Here is a 20,203-nt window from a genome sequence, read left to right as displayed (position 1 = left end):
GACGAAGGGGTCAGGCCTCGTTCGGGTTCGCGGCGTGCTTCGCGAAGAAGTCGGCCAGCGGGGCTCCCACCGCCCCGGGATCGTTCTCCGTCGGGATGTGGCCGGCATTGGCCACACGCACCAGCGTCGTGTTCGGCACCTCGGCGGCGAACCGCTCGGCGTGGTGAACCTGCTGGAAGGGATCGTCCTCGCCCCAGACCAGCAGCTTCGGAATGGTGGATGCGCGCAGCGACGGCATCAGGTCGAGGGTGTAGCGATTGTCCGCCGCAGCGGCGAAGGCCATCCAGGACCGCGCAACACGCTCCACGGCGAGCGGCTCGAGGTACTCCTCCACCAGCGCATCGGTCGCCGCGTCGGCCAGCGCGTCGACGACCGCCCCACGCCGGATCTCCACCAGATCGCGTGCCGACGTTGCGGCGACCAGGGCCGGATCGGCGAACCGGGCGATCCTCGGCTGCGGCCACGAGTCGTAGGTCACGCCGTTGACCAGCGCGAAGGCGTCGACGGCTCCCGCGGCGAGCAGGTGCTGCGCGATCGCGCCACCGATGTCGTGCCCGACGATCGACACGGGCCCCTCGACGCCGAGCACGCGGGCGAAGCGCAGCACCCAGGCGGCGAGGTCGGGGATGGTCGCGGTCCGCACCGTGAGCTCTCCCCCGGAGCGGCCGAATCCGGGCAGGTCCACGGCGACAGGCCGGAGACCCGCAGCGGCGAGATCGTCCAGGATCGGGAGGAAGACCCGGCTCCAGTACGTGCCGTGCAGCATCAGGACGACCGGGCCGTCACCGGCGGTCAAGTAGCTTGCCTGCGCGCCGTCGACGTCCACGGTCGCGCGCTTCTCATCGTTCAGTGACATCCGATCTCCTCCGTTTCCCGTTCGTCGTCGACGAACTTACTCGTATAAGCACCCCGGGATCGGTTCTTATGCCGGTCTCGGGGACCGGGACGTGTGCGTCGAGTCACGGCCATCCGAGGACGTCCGCGATGCTCTCGTGGGCGCCGGCCCGTCGATGCGGACCGGCGTCCGGCTCCGACTGTGCAGTGTCAGAAAATTTCTCGAAGAAGATGTGGAGGGGATGTCGAGACCGGCCTGGCGGCTCCGTCCCAGGGCCAGATGCAGCCACCGTGGCCGCACCGCACCAAGGAGACCCACCATGGCGAAGTACCTGCTTCTCAAGCACTACCGCGGCGCCCCCGAGGCCGTGAACCCCGTCCCGATGGACCAGTGGACCCCGCAGGAGGTCGAAGACCACGTGCAGTACATGAACGACTTCGCCGCCCGGCTCGAGAGCACCGGTGAGTTCGTCGACAGCCAGGCGCTCTCGTCCGAGGGCACGTTCGTCCGGTACGACGGGGAGGGCCGACCGCCGGTCACCGACGGGCCCTTCGCGGAGACCAAGGACGTCATCGCCGGCTGGATGGTGATCGATGTCGACACCTACGAGCGCGCGCTCGAGCTCGCCGGTGAGCTGTCGGCAGCCCCCGGAGCAGGCGGCAAGCCGATCCACGAATGGCTCGAGTTGCGCCCGTTCCTGGGCGCCACGCACACGGTCACCGAGTGACCCGCCCGGCTCGGCCAGGTCAGGGGCCAGATCAGGTGATGGACGAACTGCTGCTGAGGGAGCTGACTCCCGCGGTGATCGGCGTTCTCGTACGTCGCGGAGTCGATTTCGCGACGGCCGAGGACGCCGTGCAGGAAGCACTCATCCAAGCCGCGCTGACCTGGCCGGACCGGCAACCCGCCGACCCGAAGGGCTGGCTGGTCACGGTTGCCTGGCGCAAGTTCCTCGACACCCACCGCTCCGACGTCTCACGGCGCGACCGGGAGCAGCGGGTCGACGCCGAGCCGCCACCCGGACCGGCCGAGACCGCAGACGACACGCTGCAGCTCTTCTTCCTCTGCGCCCATCCGTCGCTGACCCCGGCGTCCGCGGTGGCCCTCACGCTGCGGGCCGTCGGTGGCTTGACCACCCGGCAGATCGCCCAGGCCTATCTCGTGCCGGAGGCGACGATGGCGCAGCGGATCAGCCGGGCCAAACGCACGGTCGGCGACGTGCGGTTCGAGGAGCCAGGCGACCTGGCGACGGTGCTACGGGTGCTCTACCTGGTCTTCAACGAGGGCTACACCGGCGACGTCGACCTGGCGGCCGAGGCGATCCGGCTCACCCGGCAGTTGGCGTCGATGACCGACGACGAGGAGACCGCGGGGCTGCTGGCGTTGATGCTGCTGCACCACGCTCGGAGACCGGCGCGGACCAGGCGCGACGGCAGCCTGGTCCCGCTGGCCGAGCAGGACCGCTGCCGCTGGAACACCTCGCTCATCGCCGAGGGCGTTGCGATCCTGCAGAAAGCGCTGGGTCGCGACCGACTCGGCGAGTTCCAGGCCCAGGCCGCCATCGCCGCCCTGCATGCCGATGCGCCGCGCGCCGAGGAGACCGACTGGGTGCAGATCGTCGGCTGGTACGACGAGCTGCTCCGGCTCACCGGGAGCCCGGTGGTGGAGCTCAACCGGGCGGTCGCGGTCGGCGAGGCCGACGGCGCCGCGGCCGGCCTCGCCGCCCTGGCCAAGGTGGACCCCGGCCTGCCTCGCCACACCGCCGCCTCGGCATACCTTCACGAGAAGGCGGGCGACCTCGAGACCGCGGCACGGCTGTATGCCGACGCCGCCCGGTCGGCCCCCAACCTGGCCGAACGTCACCACCTCACCCTGCAGGCGGCGCGGATCAGCCAAGCGCTGCGCGGGTGAGTCCGGCGCGCAAGCACGCTACTCGGAGCCGGGCCGGAAGTGCGTGATGATCCGGTCCGCGTAGAACACGTCCCACGGCACGTTCGGATGCTGCGCGGTGTGCTCCTTGTCGGAGCCGACGAGCACGTAGACCAGCTCGCTGGCGACCGGCGTGACGCCGAGGACCTCCGGCAGCCTCGACAGCTTGATCAACCAGTCGGCGTACCAGGAGGCCCAGTCGGCGTCCTCGCCGTCGACGAGGCGGTACACCTGGTGGTGAGTCTCACCGGCCCCGCGCAGAATCGCGGCCAACACGGTGACCTGGTCGTCCATCGTGGTCCTCCCGTCGATCGGGCCGTTCAGCCACTGTCCTCGCTGGTCACGCGGCGGGCGCGGCTCGGCTGCACCCGCATCGGCTCGCCGGGCATCTTGGGGTACTCGGGCGGGTAGGGCAGGTCGCCGAGCCCGCGGTCGCGCTCGTCGGCGGCATACCAGTCGAGCACGGTCTCGAGGCCGCCGATCGCATCGTCCATACCTTTGTGCGGGTCGCCGCGCTCCGCGAACAGACCCGGCACCGTCCTGACGTCGAAGTCCTCCGGCTCGACATCGGGAAGCGTGTCCCAGGTGACCGGCATCGACACCGTGGCCCGCGGACGCCCGCGAACCGACCACGCGGAGGCGACCGTGCGGTCGCGCGCGGCCTGGTTGTAGTCGAGGAACACGCGCTCGCCGCGCTCCTCCTTCCACCAGTCGACGGTGGCCTTCGCCGGCAGCCGCTCGGCCACCCGGCGCGCGATCGCGATCACCGCGTGCCGGACCGCGATGAAGTCCCACTCGGGCCGGATCCGGGAGAAGACGTGGATGCCCCGGCCGCCGGAGGTCTTGGGCCAGCCCACCAGACCGGCCTCGTCGAGCACCTCGCACAACACGCCCGCCACCTCCTTCGCGTCGGCGAAGTCGGTGCCCGGCTGGGGGTCGAGGTCGATGCGCAGCTCGTCCGGACGGTCGGTGTCGGCGCGGCGCACGGGCCAGGGGTGGAAGTCGAACGTGCCCATGTTCGCCGCCCACACCAGCACGGCCTGCTCCGTGGGGCAGAGCGACTCGGCGGTGCGCCCGCTCGGGAACGTCACCCGCGCGGTCTCGACGTAGTCGGGGGCGCCCTTCGGCAGCCGTTTCGAGTAGAACGGCTCGCCGTCGACCCCGTCGGGGTAACGCTTGAGGTTGGTCGGCCGATCACGCAGCACCCCGAGCAGCGGCCCCGCCACGGCGCGGTAGTACTCGACCACCTCGCCCTTCGTGATCCCGCGCTCCGGGAAGTACACCCGGTCGGCGCTGGTCAGCCGCACTTCACGGGGGCCGTGCGGCCCGGGGACGGTGAGCACCACCGCGCTCTTGCTCGCCACGGTGGCGCACGCTACCGGCTACCCTCGACCGATGCGCGAACTCCACGACCCGAAACGCACAACCAGGTCACGGCAGTTCGACGACGAGCTGATCGGCCTGGACCCCGACGACCCCGAAGCCCAGGCCTTCGCCGCGCACCTGGACCGCATGCAGCAGCACGGCCCCGCGTACACGGTGGAGGGCTATATCGCGGGCGTGAGCAACTTCGCCGACTCCGCCAACCGGGCGGAGGGCGGCCGACGCTGGGCGGCCGTGGTGGTGGTCATGCTGCTTCTCGCGGTGGCGGCCTACATCGTCTGGGAAGCCCTGGTGTTCGTGCTGGTCACCTGGCTCTAGCGGGCACGACCCCGCTCGGCGGCACGAAGGGCGCATCCGGACATAGTCTGGAGAGCATGGATCCCCAGACCGATCAACCACCGAAGGTCGTCAAGACCGACGCCGAGTGGCGCGAGCAGCTCACCCCCGCCGAGTACCAGGTCCTGCGCAAGGCCGGCACGGAGCGGGCGTTCACCGGTGAGTACACCGACACCAAGACCGCCGGCGTCTACTCCTGCCGGGCGTGCGGTGCCGAGCTGTTCCGTTCCGACACCAAGTTCGAGTCGCACTGCGGCTGGCCCTCGTTCTTCACCCCGCTCGCGGGCGACGCCGTGATCGAGCGCGTCGACACGAGCTTGGGGATGAAGCGCGTGGAGGTGCTGTGCGCCAACTGCCACAGCCACCTCGGGCACGTCTTCGAGGGCGAGGGCTACGGCACACCCACCGACCTGCGCTACTGCATCAACTCGATCTCGCTGCGTCTGGAGCCCGACAACTCCTAGCGATCTCCTCCGCTCAGCTCTTTTATCCGGCTCGCCCGACCGGTAGGAGTGTGATCCACACCCAGTCGCCGCGCCGGAGGTTCTCCATGCCGCGTTCCCGTCCGCTGCACATCCTGCTGGCCGGCGTGATCGGACTGACTGCGTGGACACCGGGAGTCGCGGCGGCGGATCCGCCGGATGACGGCCTCAACGGGAGCAGGCCGTGGCCGGGCTACATGATCGTGCTGCCCGAGCTCGACCCGCTTCCCGTGGGCGGCGGCGAGACCACGCTCTTCGTCGGGATCAACGAACACGCGGGCTACGCGGCCGAGGTCCCGCCGCAGTGGAACGGCGACCTCGTCCTGTGGGCCCACGGCTTCCGCGGCAACGGCGCGGACCTCACGGTCGACGCGCCGCCGTACGGGCTGCGGGAGCGGTTCATCGCGCAGGGATACGCGTGGGCGGCGTCGTCCTACGACCGCAACGGTTACGACGTCGCCTCCGGCGTGCAGTCCACTGCGGCACTGGCGACGGAGTTCACCGAGCTCGTCAGGGCACCGGAGCGGACGTACCTCGCGGGCGTCTCGATGGGCGGGCACGTGGTGGCCCGGGCGCTGGAGGAACACCCCGGTACCTACGCCGGCGCGCTGCCGATGTGCGGCGTGCTCGGCGACCACGAGCTCTTCGACTACTTCCTCGACTACCAGCTGACCGCAGGCGCTCTGGCCGACGTGCCGGCCTACCCGGCGGGTCCCGACTTCGCCACGGCGGTGCTCCCACGGATCTACGGCGGTCTCGGGCTCGCCGACGGCAACCCAGCCGTCGACACCCCGGCTGCACAGCAGCTACGGGCGGCCACCGTGCTCGACTCCGGCGGTCCGCGACCCGGCACCGACGCCTCGTTCGCCTACTGGAAGGACTACCTGTTCGGCCTCGGCGTGCCGGACGCGTCGCCGACACCCGTCGAGGGCGTGGCCGCCGATCCCGGGGTCGTGGCAGGCAACGTCGGCACCGACTACGCCCCCGACGAGCCGGTCGACCTCGACGCGGACGTGCAGCGCGTGGAAGTGGCCGACGAGCGCACGCGGGAGTCCCGCGATCTCACCCCCGTCGCGCAGGTGTTCGGCAAGCCGGACGCGCCCGTGCTGTCGCTGCACGACCTCGGCGACATGTTCGTGCCGTTCTCCATGGAGCAGATCTACGCGCAGGAGGTGCAGGCGGCCGGCCGCGACGAGCTCCTCGTGCAGCGGGCGATCCGCGCCACCGGCCACTGCGAGTTCTCCCCCGCCGAGGCCGGCCAGGCGTGGGACGACCTCGTGGCCTGGGTAGAGGACGGCACACGGCCCGACGGCGACGACGTGACGGACCCCGAGACCGTGGCCGACCCGGACTTCGGCTGCCGCTTCACCGATGCGGCCGCCTACTCCGCGAGCGGCAGCCCCGGCGAGGACAACACGCGCCCGTTGTTCGCGCCCTGCCCCTGAGCGCGGTCAGCCGAACCGGACGATCAGGGGAAGGAGACGACGAGCTCGCTCGGCTGCACCCGCGGCCCGGTGAAGAACGGCACCTCCTGCCGGACGTGCCTGCGCGCCTCCGTGGCCCGCAGGTGCCGCATGAGGTCGACGATCCGGTCGAGCTGGTCGGCCTCGAAGGCGAGGATCCACTCGTAGTCGCCCAGCGCGAAGGCCGGCACGGTGTTGGCGCGAACGTCGGGGTAGCCGCGGGCCTGCATGCCGTGGTCGGCGAGCATCTGGCGGCGCTCGTCGTCGGGCAGGAGGTACCAGTCCAGCGACCGCACGAAGGGGTAGACGCAGACGTAGTGCTTGGGGTCCTCCCCCGCGATGAACGCGGGCAGGTGGCTCTTGTTGAACTCAGCCGGGCGGTGCAGCGCCACCTGGCTCCAGACCGGTGCGAGGACGCGGCCGAGCGCGGTGGTGCGGCGGAGGTCGGCGTACGCGGCCTGCAACGCCTCGACGTTCTCGGCGTGCCACCAGATCATGAAGTCCGCGTCGGCACGCATCCCCGCGAGGTCGTACACGCCGCGGACGGCCACACCCTTGTCGGCCAGCGCGTCGAGGAACTCCGTGAACTGCGCGGCCGTCGCGGTGCGGTCCTCACCGAGCTTCCCCGGCTCCACCCGGAACACCGACCACATGGTGTAGCGGATGGTGGCGTTCAGGTCGGCATAGTCGAGACGAGCCATGCCTCCATCCTGCCACTGCGCAGGCACCGCACGAACGGCACTCTCGATCACTGAAACCGGGCGAACGGGCCGTTCACGTGGAATGCGGTCACACTGGCGCGGGATGCGCCGTCAGGTGCTCGACGAGCCGGTCGGCGGCCGCTCGGCCCGTGCCGATGCACGCCGGGACCCCCACGCCGTGCAGGGCCGACCCCGCCACGGCGAGCCCAGCGGGGAGCCCGTGCTCGATCGCCCGCACACGGTCGAGGTGACCCACCCCGTACTGCGGCAGGCCCCCGCCCCAGCGCTGGACGTGGACGGCGACAGGTTCGGCCGAGATCCCGGTGAGCGTGGCGAGATCGGCCCGGACCCGGCGGACGAGCTCGGCGTCGTCGACCTGCAGGGTGGCGGCCTCGCCGAACCGGCCGAGGGACGCGCGCAGCCGGACCAGGCCGTCGGGCGACAGGTGGGACCACTTGTTCGTCGAGTGCGTGAAGGCCTTCGCCGACAGCGGCTCCCCGGTGGCGATCAGCACACCAGAGGTGGGCGGGAGGCCCGCCGTGTCCTCGCCGCGGTAGGCCAGCGCGACGACGACCGAGGAGGCCAGCTCGATCTCCGCCGCGGCACGGGCGGCGGACGGCGCCGCCTCGGACAGCAGCCGGGCTGCCGCGGGTGCCGGGATCGCCAGCACCACGGCGTCCACGTCGAGCCCCTCTGGGGCCGTGGTGGGCCCCAGGGTGAGCCGCCAGCCGGTCTCCTGGGGACACAGCTCCCGGACCGTGGTGCCGAGCCGCACGTGGGCGTCCGCCTCGGCCGCGAGGGCGTCGAGGAGCACCCGGTAGCCACCGGAGAGGGCACCGAAGACGGGCGCCGGGGCATCCCCGCGAGCGGGCGGAGGAGCCGGGGTGGCCGCGTCGGCCGCAGCCGTCAGGGACGGGGCGCCGTCGTCGAGGGCAGCGGCGAGAGCGGGGATGGTGGCCCGCAGGCCGAGCGCGTCGACCCGGCCCGAGTAGACCCCGCCCAGCAACGGGTCGGCGAGGCGGTCGGCGAGCTCCTCGCCGAACCGCTCGCGCAGCAACCCGCCTAGCGCGACGTCGCCCCCACGCTCCCAGCCCAGCGGCAGGGCAGGCTCGGCGGCGACGGTGGCCAGCCCGGCCGCGGAGAGCAGGCCGTCGAGCCGGGCGGCGCTCGTAGGCACCCCGAGCAGGGTGGCGGCGGGCAGCGCCGCGCTGTGCCCGCCGGCCCGCAGCGACGCCTTCGCCGCAGTGGGGTGCACCTGCTCGCCGCTGAGCCCCAGCTCGGCGAGCAGAACCGCCATCTCGGGGCGCCTGGCCAGGAACGCCTCCGCGCCGACGTCATAGGGCACGCCGGCGAGGTCGACAGTGCGCAGCACGCCTCCGGTGCGGTCGCGCTGCTCGAGCACCGTGATCGTCGCGCCGGAGCCGAGCCGCGCGCGCAGCCGGTGTGCCGCGGCGAGCCCGGAGACGCCTGCGCCCACCACGGCGATCCGCGGGGCGCCGGACGAGGTCGTGCCGTTCGTCACGGCTGCAGGCCGTGCACCAGGTCGACGAGCCGGGTGAGGACGTCCGGATCCGTGCTGGGCAGCACCCCGTGGCCGAGGTTGAAGATGTGGCCCGGCGCCCGGTGTCCCTCCTCGACGATCCGGCGGGTCTCGGCCTCGATGGACGCCCAGTCGGCGAAGAGCACGGCGGGGTCGAGGTTGCCCTGCACCGCATGGGCGTAGCCGAGCCGGCGCGCGGCCTCGTCGAGCGGGATGCGCCAGTCGACGCCCACGACGTCGGCGCCCGCCTCCGCCATGGCGCCGAGCATCTCGCCAGTGCCCACACCGAAGTGGATCCGCGGCACACCGGCGTCGGCGAGCCCGGTGAGCACCTTGGCCGAGTGCGGCTGGGCGTAGGCCCTGTAGTCGCGCTCCGAGAGCGCCCCGGCCCACGAGTCGAACAGTTGGACGGCGTCGACGCCTGCGTCGATCTGGGCCCGCAGGAACACCTCGGTGGTCTCGGCGAGCCGGCCCATCAGCGCGTGCCAGACCTCGGGGGCGGACCGCATGAGCGCCTTCGTCCGCTCGTGGTTGCGGCTGGGGCCGCCCTCCACGAGGTAGGACGCGAGGGTGAACGGGGCGCCGGCGAAACCGATGAGCGGGGTGTTCCCCAGCTCGCGCAGCAGCAGGCCGATCGCGTCGGCCACCGGGGCGACCTGCTCGGCGTGCAGCCGCGGGATGCGATCGACGTCGGCCATCGTGCGTACCGGCTCGGCGACCACCGGCCCCGTGCCCGGCACGATGTCCACGCCGACGCCCGCGATGTAGAGGGGCACGACGATGTCGCTGTAGAGGACCGCCGCATCGACGCCGTGGCGGCGCACCGGCTGGAGCGTGATCTCGCACGCCAGATCCGGCGTGAGGCAGCACTGCAGCATGCCGATGCCGGTGCTGGCGCGCAGCGCGCGGTACTCGGGCAGCGAACGCCCCGCCTGCCGCATGAACCAGACCGGGAGGTGCGCGGGGACCTCGCCACGCGCCGCGGCGAGCAGCGGCGCGGAACGCAGGTCACGCCGAGCCACACGCGCGGAGTCGAGCATCATGACCTCATGGTCGCACGGACCCGAAGTTGATCACCCGTCCGTGCACCTTCGGGCGTGCGATCGCGCGGCGCGCCTCGGCACCCGAATACGGAGAGCGACCTAGAGTGATCGCTCGTGCCCGACGCGACCGCGCAACCCCCGGAGTTCCTGGAGGCGGTCGCCTCCCTGCGCGCTGTCCGACCGAGGCCCGAACTGCTCGTCTCGGCCCTGGAGGCGCCACCCCGGCTCGCCCCGTACACGTGGGCGTTCAGCGTGGAGGCGGACGCCGGCCGCAGCCCAGGTGAGGACCTCGACGAGCCCGACACCTCCGGCCGCCTGATCCTGCTGCACGATCCCGCCGGCCAGGAGGCGTGGGAGGGAACGTTCAGGCTCGTGTGTTTCGTGCAGGCCCGCCTCGATCCGGAACAGCTCGGCGACGAAATGCTGCCCGTCGTCGGATGGTCATGGCTCACAGAGGCCCTGGACCATTGCGGTGCGGAGTACGTTGCCCTCGGCGGCACAGTCACCCAGACGTCCTCGGTACGCTTCGGCGACATCGCAGGTCCGCGCCGCGACGACGACGTGGAGCTGCGCGCCTCGTGGACACCTACCGCACCGGATCTGTCCCGTCACGCAGAGGCATTCTGCGGTCTCGTGGCCTCGGCGGCCGGTCTGCCGCCGGTCGGGGTGCTTCCGCTCGGTCACCGAACACACTGAATGCGCTGCGACCTGCGCATTCCACCCCGGACGTGATCAGTCCCATCACCCGTGTGGGTGGATGGATATCGACAACGCTGTAACTTTCACCCGGAGAACTTCGAACCACCACACGACGTTAGACCGCTTGGGGGGCTACGCTTCCTCCACGACACCTCCTCGGGCGGTCGGGCGACAGCTCCATCCGACCGGGGTTCTGGTGCCGGTCGGGGGGCAACGACCGACTCCAGGGAGGTAGTGACGTGGCCGTTGTGGGCCAGGGCGCACCAGCTCGCGGCACTCCGGGTGCTGTGCTGTCGCCCGCGATGGTCCCGCATCCGCGGGAAGAGCTGTTCTCGGTGCTGGTGGTCGACGACCACCCGCTCCTACGCGAGGCGATCGCCGCGCGGCTGCGTTCCATGGGAGCAGGCACGGTGTACGAGGCCGCATCGGTGGCCGAGGCGCGGGCGCGAGCCCATGCCAACGGGCCATGCGACCTCGCGATACTCGATCTCGGCCTGCCCGACGGCAGCGGGCTCGACCTCGTCACCGAACTGCGCTCGCTGGGCTGGAACAGGCTCGTCGTGCTGGCGTCCTCGGACGACCCGTACGCGGTCCGCTCGGCGTTCCAGGCCGGGGCGCAGGCCTACCTGCTGAAATCGGCGTCGGCGGCGATCGTCACCGACGGCGTCAAGCGGGTGCTCGACGGCGGTGTCTACGCCGATCCGACGGTGGCACCTCTGCTCGCCACAGGCACGCGGGTGCCGGGCACCGACAACACGCCGCGCGAGCTCTCCGCCCGCGAGGTCGAGGTGCTCCAGCTCGTGGCCGACGGGCAGTCCAACAAGGAGATCGGGGAGGCCCTGAGCCTCTCGGCTCTCACGGTCAAGAGCCACCTCTCCCGGATCGGGCGCAAGCTCGGCACGGGTGACCGCGCCCAGATGGTTGCTCTTGCGATGCGTGCCGGGGTCATCCGCTGACCGCAGAACCTCAGCACCACGCACACGAGCCGGACGCTCCGTCACCCGTTCCTCCACCCGTTCCGCTGCTGGCGCCCCGCGATGGGCTCACCGGGGTCGTCAGCCACCGCGATGCGCTGCTGCGCACCGCGGAGGCTTTCGCTGCGGGCAGCGGACCCATCGCGGTGGACGCCGAGCGGGCGTCGGGCTTCCGGTATTCGCAGCGCGCTTATCTCGTACAACTGCGCAGAGCCGGTGCGGGTACGGCCCTCATCGATCCGATTCCGTTGCGGAGCGATCTTTCTGAGCTCGCATCGGCTCTCGACGGCGCGGAGTGGGTGCTGCACGCGGCGAACCAGGATCTGGCGTGCCTCGCCGAGACGGGCCTCACCCCGTCGGAGCTGTTCGACACCGAGTTGGCCGGACGGCTGGCCGGGCTTCCGCGCGTCGGCCTCGGGCCATTGGTGGAGCAGATGCTCGGCCTCAGCCTGGAGAAGGGTCACGGCGCTGCCGACTGGTCACGCCGCCCCCTTCCCGAGGACTGGCTCGTCTACGCGGCACTCGACGTCGAGGTGCTGGTCGAGCTGCGCGACGTGCTGGCAGGCCTGCTCGCCGAACAGGGCAAGCTGGAGTGGGCGAAGCAGGAGTTCGAGGCCGTGCGCACGGCCGGCCCACCCCCGCCCCGAGCCGAACCGTGGCGGCGCACCTCGGGCCTGCACAAGCTGCGCAAGCCGCGTGCCCTCGCCATCGTCCGGGCCCTGTGGGAGGCACGCGACCGGCTTGCGGCGGAACGCGACATCGCACCCGGTCGTGTCCTTCCCGATTCGGCGATCATCGAGGCCGCTTCGTCCGCACCCGCGTCGCCGAACGAGCTCTCCGAGCTACCGGTCTTCCGCGGGCGCTCCCAGCGGCGCCTCACGGGCTACTGGTTCGGCGCGCTCCGGCAGGCCGCGGCGCTCGACCCCGCCGAGCTACCCAAGGTCGCTCCGCCCGCGGACGGGCCGCCTCCGGTAGGTCGCTGGCCAGATCGCGATCCCGATGCGGCCGCCCGCCTCGCCGCCGCCCGCGCCGCGGTCGCGGGCGTCAGCCAGGAGCGGTCCGTGCCGGTGGAGAACCTGCTGCAGCCCGATCTCCTCCGCCGCCTGTGCTGGTCGCCACCGGCCGACGGGGACGTGCCCGCGGCCCTGCGGGCGGGCGGCGCCCGGCCATGGCAGGTCGAGCTGCTCACGCCGCTCCTGGAGGCCGCGCTCCAGGCCCGCAGCTGATCACCCCGCCGGCAGTCGCACCGTCACCGTGAGGCCGCCACCGGGCACCGGTTCGCCGCGCACGATTCCGCCGTGTGCCTGCACCACCGCTCGCACGATCGAGAGCCCCAGCCCCGAGCCCGGTGTGTCGGCGGTGCGCTCCACCGGTCCACGCCGGAAGGGCTCGAACAGCTCGGGCACACGCTCGGCGGGGATCATCGGGCCACTCGAGGTCACCCGCAGCTCGGCGGAGCCGTCGCGTACCCCGGTGCAGACGTCCACCCAACCGCCGGTCACGTTGTGCCGCACCGCGTTCTCCAGCAGGTTCCCGGCCACGCGCTCGAGCAGCACGGGATCACCCCTGGTCGGAGCGGGCGCGGCGCGGACCTGCACCCGCAGCCCCCGCGCGGCCACGTCGGCGCGCACAGCGGCCAGTGCGGGCCCCGCGAGCGCGGCGAGGTCGACGGGCCGCACGTCGGCCAGCTCGGCACCCTCGGTACGGGCCAGGAGCAGCAGACCGGCGATGAGATCGTCGGCACGACGGGTGGCCTGCCGGACCACCTCGGCCATCCGGCGCAGCTCCGTGACGTCGGCCGCAGGGTCGGAGAGCGTGACGTCCACCTCTGTGCGCAACACCGACAGCGGCGTCCGCAGCTCGTGGCTGGCGTTGGCGACGAAGCGCCGCTGAGCGTCGAACGCCGCCTGCAGCCGGTCCAGCATCGCGTCGAAGCCCGCCGCCAGCTCTGCGACCTCACCGCGTGCGTCGCGCACCCCCGTGCGGGTGTCCAGCGACTCGACGGTGAGCCTCCGCGCCGTGGCCGTGACGGCGTGCAGCGGGCCGAGCACCCGGCCGACCAGCACCCACGACACCACCGCAGCCGCCACGACGAGGAGCGGGAAGGCGATCAGCCCCGCCCGTAGCACGTCGGCCCGCGCGGCGGCGCCGACCGCGTCCTGGAGCTGCTCGGCGGGCACGGCCACGTCGCCAACGCGAACGGTGGTGCCGGGCGGCAGCGACGGAACGGCCCGGGCCACTCCCCCGACCAGCAACCAGCCCAGCCACAGCAGCAGCGCACTCACCAGCGCCACGACGACCGTGCTGACCAGCGTCAGCCGCGGACGCAGTCCGACACTCCGGCCACCGAACCGCCACCAGGCGCCCGGGGGAGGCGCCTGCTCGCTCCCATCGGGGCGCACGGCGCCCTGCGCGGGCTCCTGCACCCTCGCCACCGGCCTTGCTGGTTCGGCCATGGCAGCCCTCGTCAGCCTGCGGCCGGCACCCGGTAACCCGCGCCGACCACGGTCTCGATCACACCGGGCTCACCGAGCTTCTTGCGCAGGGTCATCACCGTGACCCGGACGGTGGTGGTGAACGGGTCGGCGTTCTCGTCCCAGACGCGCTCCAGCAACTCCTCGCTGCTCACCACCGCGCCGCCCGCACCGAGCAGCACCTCCAGCACGCCGAACTCCTTGCGCGTCAGCTCAACGGGCCGGTTGGCCCGGAGCACGGTACGCCGGGCCGGGTCGAGCGCGAGATCGCCTGCGGTGAGCAACGGCGGCACGGCCGGGGTGGCCCGGCGGCCGAGCGCACGGCAGCGAGCCACGAGTTCGGGGAAGTCGAACGGCTTGGCGAGGTAGTCGTCGGCGCCGCGGGACAGGCCGTCGATCTTGTCGGCCAGCGTGCCGCTGGCGGTGAGCATCAGCACCCGCGTGGTGGCCCCGGAGGCGACGATCTCGGCGCACAGCCGGTCGCCCGACATCCCGGGCAGATCCCGATCGAGCACCACCACGTCGTAGCGCGTGACGACCGACTTCTCGTGGCCCGTGTCGCCGTCGTAGGCGACGTCGACGGCCATGCCCTCCCGGCGTAGTCCACGTGCCACGGCGTCGGCCAGCGCCCGTTCGTCCTCGACGATGAGAACGCGCATCAGCGCGCCTGCTCTCCCCGGGCCGACGGCGCGGGCTCGTCGACGACCTGGAAGCCGGGGAGGGCAGCAGCCCACTCGGTGACCCGCCGCGACACGTCCTGCGCGGTCAGTCCGGCGGCGGCGAGCACGTCGGCCCGGCTGCCGTGGTCGAGGAACTGCTGCGGGATCGCGAGGTCGCGCAGCGGGACGTCGCACTCGGCGGCACGCAGCGCGTCGGCGAGGGCGGAACCGAACCCGCCGTGGCGTCCGCAGTCGGAGACCGTGACGACGAGCCGGTGGTCGCGCGCCAGGCGCACGAGCACCTCCGGCACCGGCAGCACCCAGCGCGGGTCGACGACGGTGACCGTGATGCCCTGCTGCTCCAGCCGCTGCGCGGCCGCGACGCCCAGCTCACCGAATGCCCCGGCGCACACCATGAGCACGGTGGAGCTCCGGTCGGCTGCCGGGCCGGGCTCACGCAGGACGTCGACGCCGTCGATACGGCGCACGGCGGGCACCGACTCGATCACGGCGCCCTTGGGGAACCGGATGGCCGTCGGCCCGTCGTCGACGGCGACCGCCTCCGCCAACTCCTCCCGCAGCGTGTGCGCGTCGCGTGGCGCCGCCACCCGCATGCCGGGCACGATCCCGAGCACCGACAGGTCCCACATCCCGTTGTGCGACGGCCCGTCGTTGCCGGTGACGCCGGCACGGTCCAGCACGAGGGTGACGGCCTTGCCGTGCAGCGCCACGTCCATCAGCAGCTGGTCGAAGGCCCGGTTGAGGAACGTCGAGTACAGGGCGACGACGGGATGCAGGCCGCCCGCCGCGAGTCCGGCGGCGGAGGTGAGCGCGTGCTGCTCGGCGATGCCGACGTCGATGCAGCGCTCGGGGAACGCCGCGGCGAACGGGGCGAGGCCGGTGGGGCCGAGCATCGCCGCCGTGATCGCGACGACGTCGGGCCGCCGCGTGCCGAGCGCCACCATCTCCTCGGAGAAGACGCTCGTCCAGCCGACGGACGGAGGCCCGGTCGGGAGCCCCGTCTCCGGGTCGAACGCGGACGGGCTGTGCATCTGCTCGGCGGTGTCGTTCTCCGCGGGCGGGTAGCCCGCGCCCTTGCGCGTGACGGCGTGGACGATCACCGGGCCGCCGAAGTGGCGGGCGCGGCGCAGCGCCGACTCCATCGCGGCGATGTCGTGCCCGTCGACGGGGCCGAAGTACTTGAGGCCGAGGTCGGAGAAGAGCTCCTGCGGGCTCAGCGCGTCCTTCATGCCCGCCTTGAGCGCGTGCAGTCCGGAGTAGAGGGCGTTGCCGACCACCGGAGTGCGCGCGAGCGCCTGCTTGCCGGCGTCGAGCACACGCTCGTAGCCCGGCTGCAGGCGCAGCGTGGCCAGCCGGTCGGCCAGCCCGCCGATCGTCGGCGAGTACGAGCGGCCGTTGTCGTTGACCACGATGACGATGTTGCGGTCCCCGGCACCGGGCGTACGGGCCGCGGGGTCGTCCACACCGGACGCGCCCCCGATGGCGCCCGGGCCGCGCCCGACGGCGGCGTCGGCGCTGGGCCTGCGTCCACCGGTGGCGATATTGTTCAACGCCTCCCAGGCCATCCCGCCGGTGAGCGCACCGTCGCCGATCACGGCGACGACGTGGCGCTGCTGCCCGGTGAGCGCGTAGGCGCGCGCGATGCCGTCGGCCCACGACAGCGAGGTGGACGCGTGGCTGTTCTCGACGTGGTCGTGCTCGCTCTCCGCCCGGGACGGATAGCCGGAGAGACCGCCGGTCTTCTTGAGCTGCTCCCAGCCGTTCTGACGGCCGGTGAGCATCTTGTGCACGTACGCCTGGTGTCCGGTGTCCCAGATCAGCGTGTCGCGCGGGGAGTCGAACACGCGATGCAGCGCGATGGTCAGTTCGACGACGCCGAGGTTGGGGCCCAGGTGCCCGCCGGTGCGGGAGACCGAGGCCACGAGCTCTCTGCGGATCTCCGCGGCAAGAGGGGCGAGCTGGTCGGCCCCCAGTCGCTTGAGATCGGCCGGTCCGCGGATCGATCGCAACACGGTCACCGACCCAGCTTACGAGAGGCAGCCCGCACCGGCTTCATGGTGGCGTTCAGGTGCCGCTGCGCGGGCCAGGGATCTCCACCGGTCCAGCGAAGCGCACCAGGTTGCGCCCGTCACGCTTCGCTGCGTACAGCGATGCGTCGGCGGCGTTCAGCACCTGTTCGAGGGTGGTGCCCTCGTTCGGCACCGCGGCGCCCCCCACGGAGATGGACAGGCCCGAGATGCTGAGGTCGCCGTCCGGGGTGCCGACCGGGACCACGAGCTCCGCCACGCGCTTGCGGAGGCGCTCGGCGATGGTGCGCATCTCGGTGTTCCCGTCCGGTCCGGGAGCGAGGTCGGGCAGCAGCACCACGAACTCCTCACCGCCGAACCGGCCCACGATGTCCTGCTCGCGTACCGAGTTGCGCAGCTCCGTCGCCACCGCGGCCAGCACCTCGTCGCCTGCGAGGTGTCCGTAGGAGTCGTTCACCAGCTTGAAGTGGTCGAGATCGAGGATCAGCACGGCGGCCGTGCCGCGTGAGCGGTGCACGCGGCGCACGATCCGCGCGCCCTGCACCTGCCAGGCCGCGGCGTTCAGGAGCCCTGTCTTGGCGTCGGTGCTCGCCACCTCCTCGAGCTGCCGGACGAGCACGGCGCGGTGCAGCACGAGGATCGGTGGCAGGACGAGAGCCACGAGGCCCGGCGTGGAGCCGAGCGCGACGGCGGCCAGGGCACCCATGCAGATGGTGGCGATCTCGACGGCGTTGTCGTCCCACCCGCCGAAGATGTCCCGCAGCCCGGGGCGCTCGCTGGTGAGGACGATCACCACGGCGACGAGCACCGCGTTGACCAGGACGTAGAGCAGCACGGCGAGCGCGATCCCGGCGACGCCGCCCAGATCAGCGGCGGCGGTGGGCAGGCCGCCCGCCCCCTGTACCACGGCGTGCGCCGCGTTGGCCGCGAGCACCACGGTGGCTGTGGTGTAGACGTGCCGGTGCAGCGGCACCTTCGCCGGCCGCCACACCCGCTGCCACAGGTGGAGGTACACCGCCGCGATGACGGCCGCGGCGAGCATCGGCGGGAGCAGCAGCGCGGCCGCGAACGTCCACACGGAGCTCAGGTCGAAGTAAGCGGTCTGGGCCGCGCGCCGCCGGATCCGCTCTATACCGGTGGCGAGTTCGGTGTGCACCACGCTGAGCACCGTCAGGAAGACGGCGAGCCCGATCGCTCCCGGCGGCGGCGTGGCGCTACCGGCGACGACGAGCGCGACAGCGGAGACCTCGACGGCCAGGACGACGACGACCGCCCGCCGGGGCAGGGCCCACAGGTCGTTCCTGCCCGAAGTCGGCGACAACGGCTCGTCCACGACCGCGATCCCCCTTTCGCCGACACCGAGAACGGGTGCGGCGCCGAGGTTAGTGAGCCGCAGTTGACGTGTCAGGAGGTTCGTGATCGCTCTTCGGGGTGGACTAGTCGACCTTGTCGTCACCCTCTGTATCGAAGTGGTGTCACTCCGGGGTGTTGTCAGCCGGTGGCAGCCGGCGGCTCGCCCGCCGCTGCAGAGAGGTGGGGCGAGTGCTGAACGGCGTGGTGACTGGGCACCGTGAACCCCATCCGCACCACGTTGCGCCCCGCGCGCTTGGCCGTGTAGAGGGCGGTGTCGGCGATCTGGAGCAGGGTGCGGAGGTCGCCGCCCTCGGCGGGCGAGATGGCCGCTCCGATCGACACCGTCAGACCGGCGACCGTCAGCGGACCGTCGGGGGTGGGGATCTCCACCCGCAGATCGGCGACCCGACGGCGGATCCGCTCCCCCACCGCCTCGAGCTCCGCCGTGCCGCTGCCCTCCAGGCCACCGAGCAGGATCACGAACTCCTCGCCGCCGAACCGGCCGACGAGGTCGCGATCACGGACCTCGGTGCGCAGGGCGTCGGCGACGGCGGCGAGCACCTGGTCGCCCGCAAGGTGACCGTGGGTGTCGTTGACCAGCTTGAAGTGGTCGAGGTCGAGGACGAGCACGCCGCGGGCGCCGTCGTGGCGGCTCACCCGGCGCAGGGCCCGCTCGGCCTGGGCGTGCCACGCGGCCGCGTTGAGCAGCCCCGTCTTGCCGTCGGTGCTGGCGGCCTGTTCGAGCTGGCGGACGAGAACGGCGCGGTGCAGCACCAGTAGGGGTGGCAGGACGAGCAGCACGAGCCACGGGTTGATGCCGAGCGCGACGGCGGTGAGCGCACCGAGGCAGAGGGTGGCGATCTCCAGCATGTTCTCGTCCCATGGCGCGAACACCTTGGAGAGGTTGGCCTCCGGGGTGCTCACCGCGATGGCGCCGGCCACCAGACAGCTGTTGACCGTGGTGTAGACGAGCAGCGCGAGCGCCAGGGCCCAGAGCTGGTGGTCACTGCCGGGATCGGTGCCACCGCCGGCTCGCTCGAGGACGGTGGCGGCCGCGAGGCACGCGAGCACCACGGTGGCGGTGTTGAACACCTGTTTGTAGAGCGGGACACGCAGCCGCCACGCGCGCCACCACAGATGGCAGTGCACGATCACGGCCACGAGCGCCGCGTACGACGCGGGCAGGGCCACCGCGGCCGCGAACGTCCACACCGAGCTGAGGTCGACGTGGTTGCCGTCGGTGACCCGGCGGCGGACACGCTCGACGCCGAGGGCGACCTCGGTGTGGGCGATGCCGAGCAGACACAGCACCACCGCCACCTGGAGCTGACCAGGAGTCAGCGGAGGGTGGCCGAACAGCCCGAGGACGACGAGCGCCAGCGACGTGGCCTCGACGAGCAGCACAGGGCCCACCAGCCGCGTGGGGAGCGACCAGACCGCCCACTGCCGAACGGCGAACGCGCGCGCCCGTGAACTGCCCTTCTCAGTGGCTTCGTCAGTTCCCATCCGCGCTCTCTGTGTCCGCTGGGCGTGGGCCGAAGCCTAGTGGAGCCCGACGACAAGGACCACCCACTCGGGGAGTGAGGACACCCGCTCGTGTCACAGTGACGCGGCTCGGAGCGACAGGCCGTAACGATCCCACTTCCGGGTCAGTGAGGTAGGCCGAATGCACGGCGCTCCGAGGTTCGCGCGGCGAAAACCAACACAAGTATGCAACAAAGTCCGCTTCGTGCTCCGAAGCGCTTGTGCGGGACCGCCGGCGCATCTCTCCTGCAATTCGACTACTCACGCCTGCGTCGGCGCCTCACGACGTCCGCTGAGTGACGACACGAGCGATGCGAGGAGGCAGTGGCATGCGCAACCACAACTGGTGATTCGGGCGAGCGTCAAGCGTCAACACCTAAGGAGGAGGAGAGAGCCGTGCGCAACCACAACTGGTGAAACCGCCATAGCGCCCCGACCGCACCGACCGAGGAGAGCTTCGTGCGCAACCACAACTGGTGAACCGCTCCGCTACCCGCCGACCGCCGAGGAGTGCCCGTGCGCAACCACAACTGGTGAACCGCGTCCCATCCGTCACCCGGCCCACAGAGGAGGCCTTCGTGCGCAACCACAACTGGTGAGACCGCTCGTCCCCGACCGGCCCGAGAGAGGAGGACCCGTGCGCAACCACAACTGGTGAGCCCTCGCCCGACGACCCGCACGGCACGCAAGGAGGCGGCAATGCGCAACCACAACTGGTGAGCACACCCCGGCATCCGACCGCAAAAGGAAGAGAGGACGT

At 72.0% G+C, this 20,203-nt stretch carries 19 protein-coding genes; 8 read left to right on the top strand and 11 right to left on the bottom strand.

All coding sequences use genetic code 11. The features are described 5' to 3' along the window. Positions 1-10: 10 nt before the first annotated feature. Positions 11-856, bottom strand: a complete 846-nt coding sequence (locus ACQPZQ_RS12380) for an alpha/beta fold hydrolase (protein ID WP_433295153.1) — start codon at positions 854-856, stop codon at positions 11-13. A 298-nt stretch (positions 857-1,154) separates the two neighbouring features. Between ACQPZQ_RS12380 and ACQPZQ_RS12375 the strand changes: the two genes are divergently transcribed. Next, positions 1,155-1,562 carry a YciI family protein gene (locus ACQPZQ_RS12375; RefSeq protein WP_433295151.1) on the top strand — a complete coding sequence of 136 codons (408 nt, stop codon included), beginning with the start codon at positions 1,155-1,157 and terminating at the stop codon, positions 1,560-1,562. A gap of 38 nt (positions 1,563-1,600) precedes the next feature. Then, positions 1,601-2,746 carry an RNA polymerase sigma factor gene (locus tag ACQPZQ_RS12370; RefSeq protein ID WP_433295149.1) on the top strand — a complete coding sequence of 382 codons (1,146 nt, stop codon included), beginning with the start codon at positions 1,601-1,603 and terminating at the stop codon, positions 2,744-2,746. An 18-nt stretch (positions 2,747-2,764) separates the two neighbouring features. Here ACQPZQ_RS12370 and ACQPZQ_RS12365 read toward each other — a convergent pair whose 3' ends face one another. Together ACQPZQ_RS12365 and ligD are read right to left on the bottom strand one after the other, a co-directional pair. Then, entirely contained in the window at positions 2,765-3,058 is a 294-nt protein-coding gene (locus ACQPZQ_RS12365; RefSeq protein ID WP_433295147.1) for a hypothetical protein, read from the bottom strand. A gap of 26 nt (positions 3,059-3,084) precedes the next feature. Next, entirely contained in the window at positions 3,085-4,128 is a 1,044-nt protein-coding gene (gene ligD, locus ACQPZQ_RS12360) for a non-homologous end-joining DNA ligase (protein WP_433295145.1), read from the bottom strand. A 31-nt stretch (positions 4,129-4,159) separates the two neighbouring features. Between ligD and ACQPZQ_RS12355 the strand changes: the two genes are divergently transcribed. From ACQPZQ_RS12355 to ACQPZQ_RS12345, 3 genes are all read left to right on the top strand, one after another. Then, positions 4,160-4,465: a hypothetical protein gene (locus ACQPZQ_RS12355; protein ID WP_433295143.1), complete on the top strand. Its 306-nt coding sequence runs from the start codon at positions 4,160-4,162 to the stop codon at positions 4,463-4,465. A 56-nt stretch (positions 4,466-4,521) separates the two neighbouring features. Then, a complete protein-coding gene (gene msrB, locus ACQPZQ_RS12350; protein WP_433295141.1) occupies positions 4,522-4,947 on the top strand; it encodes a peptide-methionine (R)-S-oxide reductase MsrB in 426 nt (141 codons plus the stop codon). An 86-nt stretch (positions 4,948-5,033) separates the two neighbouring features. Next, positions 5,034-6,410: a hypothetical protein gene (locus tag ACQPZQ_RS12345; protein ID WP_433295139.1), complete on the top strand. Its 1,377-nt coding sequence runs from the start codon at positions 5,034-5,036 to the stop codon at positions 6,408-6,410. A gap of 23 nt (positions 6,411-6,433) precedes the next feature. Here ACQPZQ_RS12345 and hemQ read toward each other — a convergent pair whose 3' ends face one another. The 3 genes from hemQ to hemE form a co-directional block, all read right to left on the bottom strand. Further along, entirely contained in the window at positions 6,434-7,129 is a 696-nt protein-coding gene (gene hemQ, locus ACQPZQ_RS12340; RefSeq protein WP_433295137.1) for a hydrogen peroxide-dependent heme synthase, read from the bottom strand. Between the two features lie 88 nt (positions 7,130-7,217). Further along, positions 7,218-8,651, bottom strand: a complete 1,434-nt coding sequence (hemG, locus tag ACQPZQ_RS12335; RefSeq protein ID WP_433295135.1) for a protoporphyrinogen oxidase — start codon at positions 8,649-8,651, stop codon at positions 7,218-7,220. Further along, positions 8,648-9,709 (bottom strand): uroporphyrinogen decarboxylase, encoded by a 1,062-nt coding sequence (gene hemE / locus ACQPZQ_RS12330; RefSeq protein WP_433299154.1) that lies wholly within the window; start codon positions 9,707-9,709, stop codon positions 8,648-8,650. The genes hemG and hemE overlap by 4 nt, the downstream gene beginning before the upstream one ends. Positions 9,710-9,826: 117 nt before the next feature. On the opposite strand from hemE, the gene ACQPZQ_RS12325 reads away from it, so the two are divergent. The 3 genes from ACQPZQ_RS12325 (at position 9,827) to ACQPZQ_RS12315 (ending at position 12,611) form a co-directional block, all read left to right on the top strand. Then, positions 9,827-10,408 (top strand): DUF3000 domain-containing protein, encoded by a 582-nt coding sequence (locus tag ACQPZQ_RS12325; RefSeq protein WP_433295133.1) that lies wholly within the window; start codon positions 9,827-9,829, stop codon positions 10,406-10,408. 305 nt (positions 10,409-10,713) lie between these two features. Beyond that, positions 10,714-11,367 carry a LuxR C-terminal-related transcriptional regulator gene (locus tag ACQPZQ_RS12320; RefSeq protein WP_075949948.1) on the top strand — a complete coding sequence of 218 codons (654 nt, stop codon included), beginning with the start codon at positions 10,714-10,716 and terminating at the stop codon, positions 11,365-11,367. Between the two features lie 65 nt (positions 11,368-11,432). Then, positions 11,433-12,611, top strand: a complete 1,179-nt coding sequence (locus ACQPZQ_RS12315) for an HRDC domain-containing protein (RefSeq protein WP_433299152.1) — start codon at positions 11,433-11,435, stop codon at positions 12,609-12,611. On the opposite strand, the gene ACQPZQ_RS12310 is transcribed toward ACQPZQ_RS12315, so the two are convergent. The 5 genes from ACQPZQ_RS12310 to ACQPZQ_RS12290 all read right to left on the bottom strand — a co-directional run bounded on the left by ACQPZQ_RS12310 (position 12,612) and on the right by ACQPZQ_RS12290 (position 19,425). Next, positions 12,612-13,841 carry a sensor histidine kinase gene (locus tag ACQPZQ_RS12310; protein WP_433295131.1) on the bottom strand — a complete coding sequence of 410 codons (1,230 nt, stop codon included), beginning with the start codon at positions 13,839-13,841 and terminating at the stop codon, positions 12,612-12,614. Positions 13,842-13,852: 11 nt separating this feature from the next. Continuing rightward, positions 13,853-14,518, bottom strand: a complete 666-nt coding sequence (locus ACQPZQ_RS12305) for a response regulator transcription factor (protein ID WP_241039179.1) — start codon at positions 14,516-14,518, stop codon at positions 13,853-13,855. Beyond that, positions 14,518-16,557 (bottom strand): 1-deoxy-D-xylulose-5-phosphate synthase, encoded by a 2,040-nt coding sequence (locus ACQPZQ_RS12300; RefSeq protein ID WP_433295129.1) that lies wholly within the window; start codon positions 16,555-16,557, stop codon positions 14,518-14,520. Before ACQPZQ_RS12300 ends, ACQPZQ_RS12305 begins: the two co-directional genes overlap by 1 nt. Before the next feature lie 46 nt (positions 16,558-16,603). Then, the gene (locus tag ACQPZQ_RS12295; protein ID WP_433295127.1) at positions 16,604-17,899 is read right to left on the bottom strand and encodes a GGDEF domain-containing protein; all 1,296 of its coding nucleotides are present in this window, start codon (positions 17,897-17,899) and stop codon (positions 16,604-16,606) included. A 158-nt stretch (positions 17,900-18,057) separates the two neighbouring features. Next, entirely contained in the window at positions 18,058-19,425 is a 1,368-nt protein-coding gene (locus tag ACQPZQ_RS12290; RefSeq protein ID WP_433295125.1) for a GGDEF domain-containing protein, read from the bottom strand. Positions 19,426-20,203: the final 778 nt, after the last annotated feature.

This window comes from Pseudonocardia sp. CA-142604, from assembly GCF_050948475.1.
Taxonomy (GTDB): Bacteria; Actinomycetota; Actinomycetes; order Mycobacteriales; family Pseudonocardiaceae; genus Pseudonocardia; species Pseudonocardia alaniniphila.
Note: the sequence above shows the minus strand (reverse complement) of the source record. Positions and strands in the feature narration are given on the sequence as shown.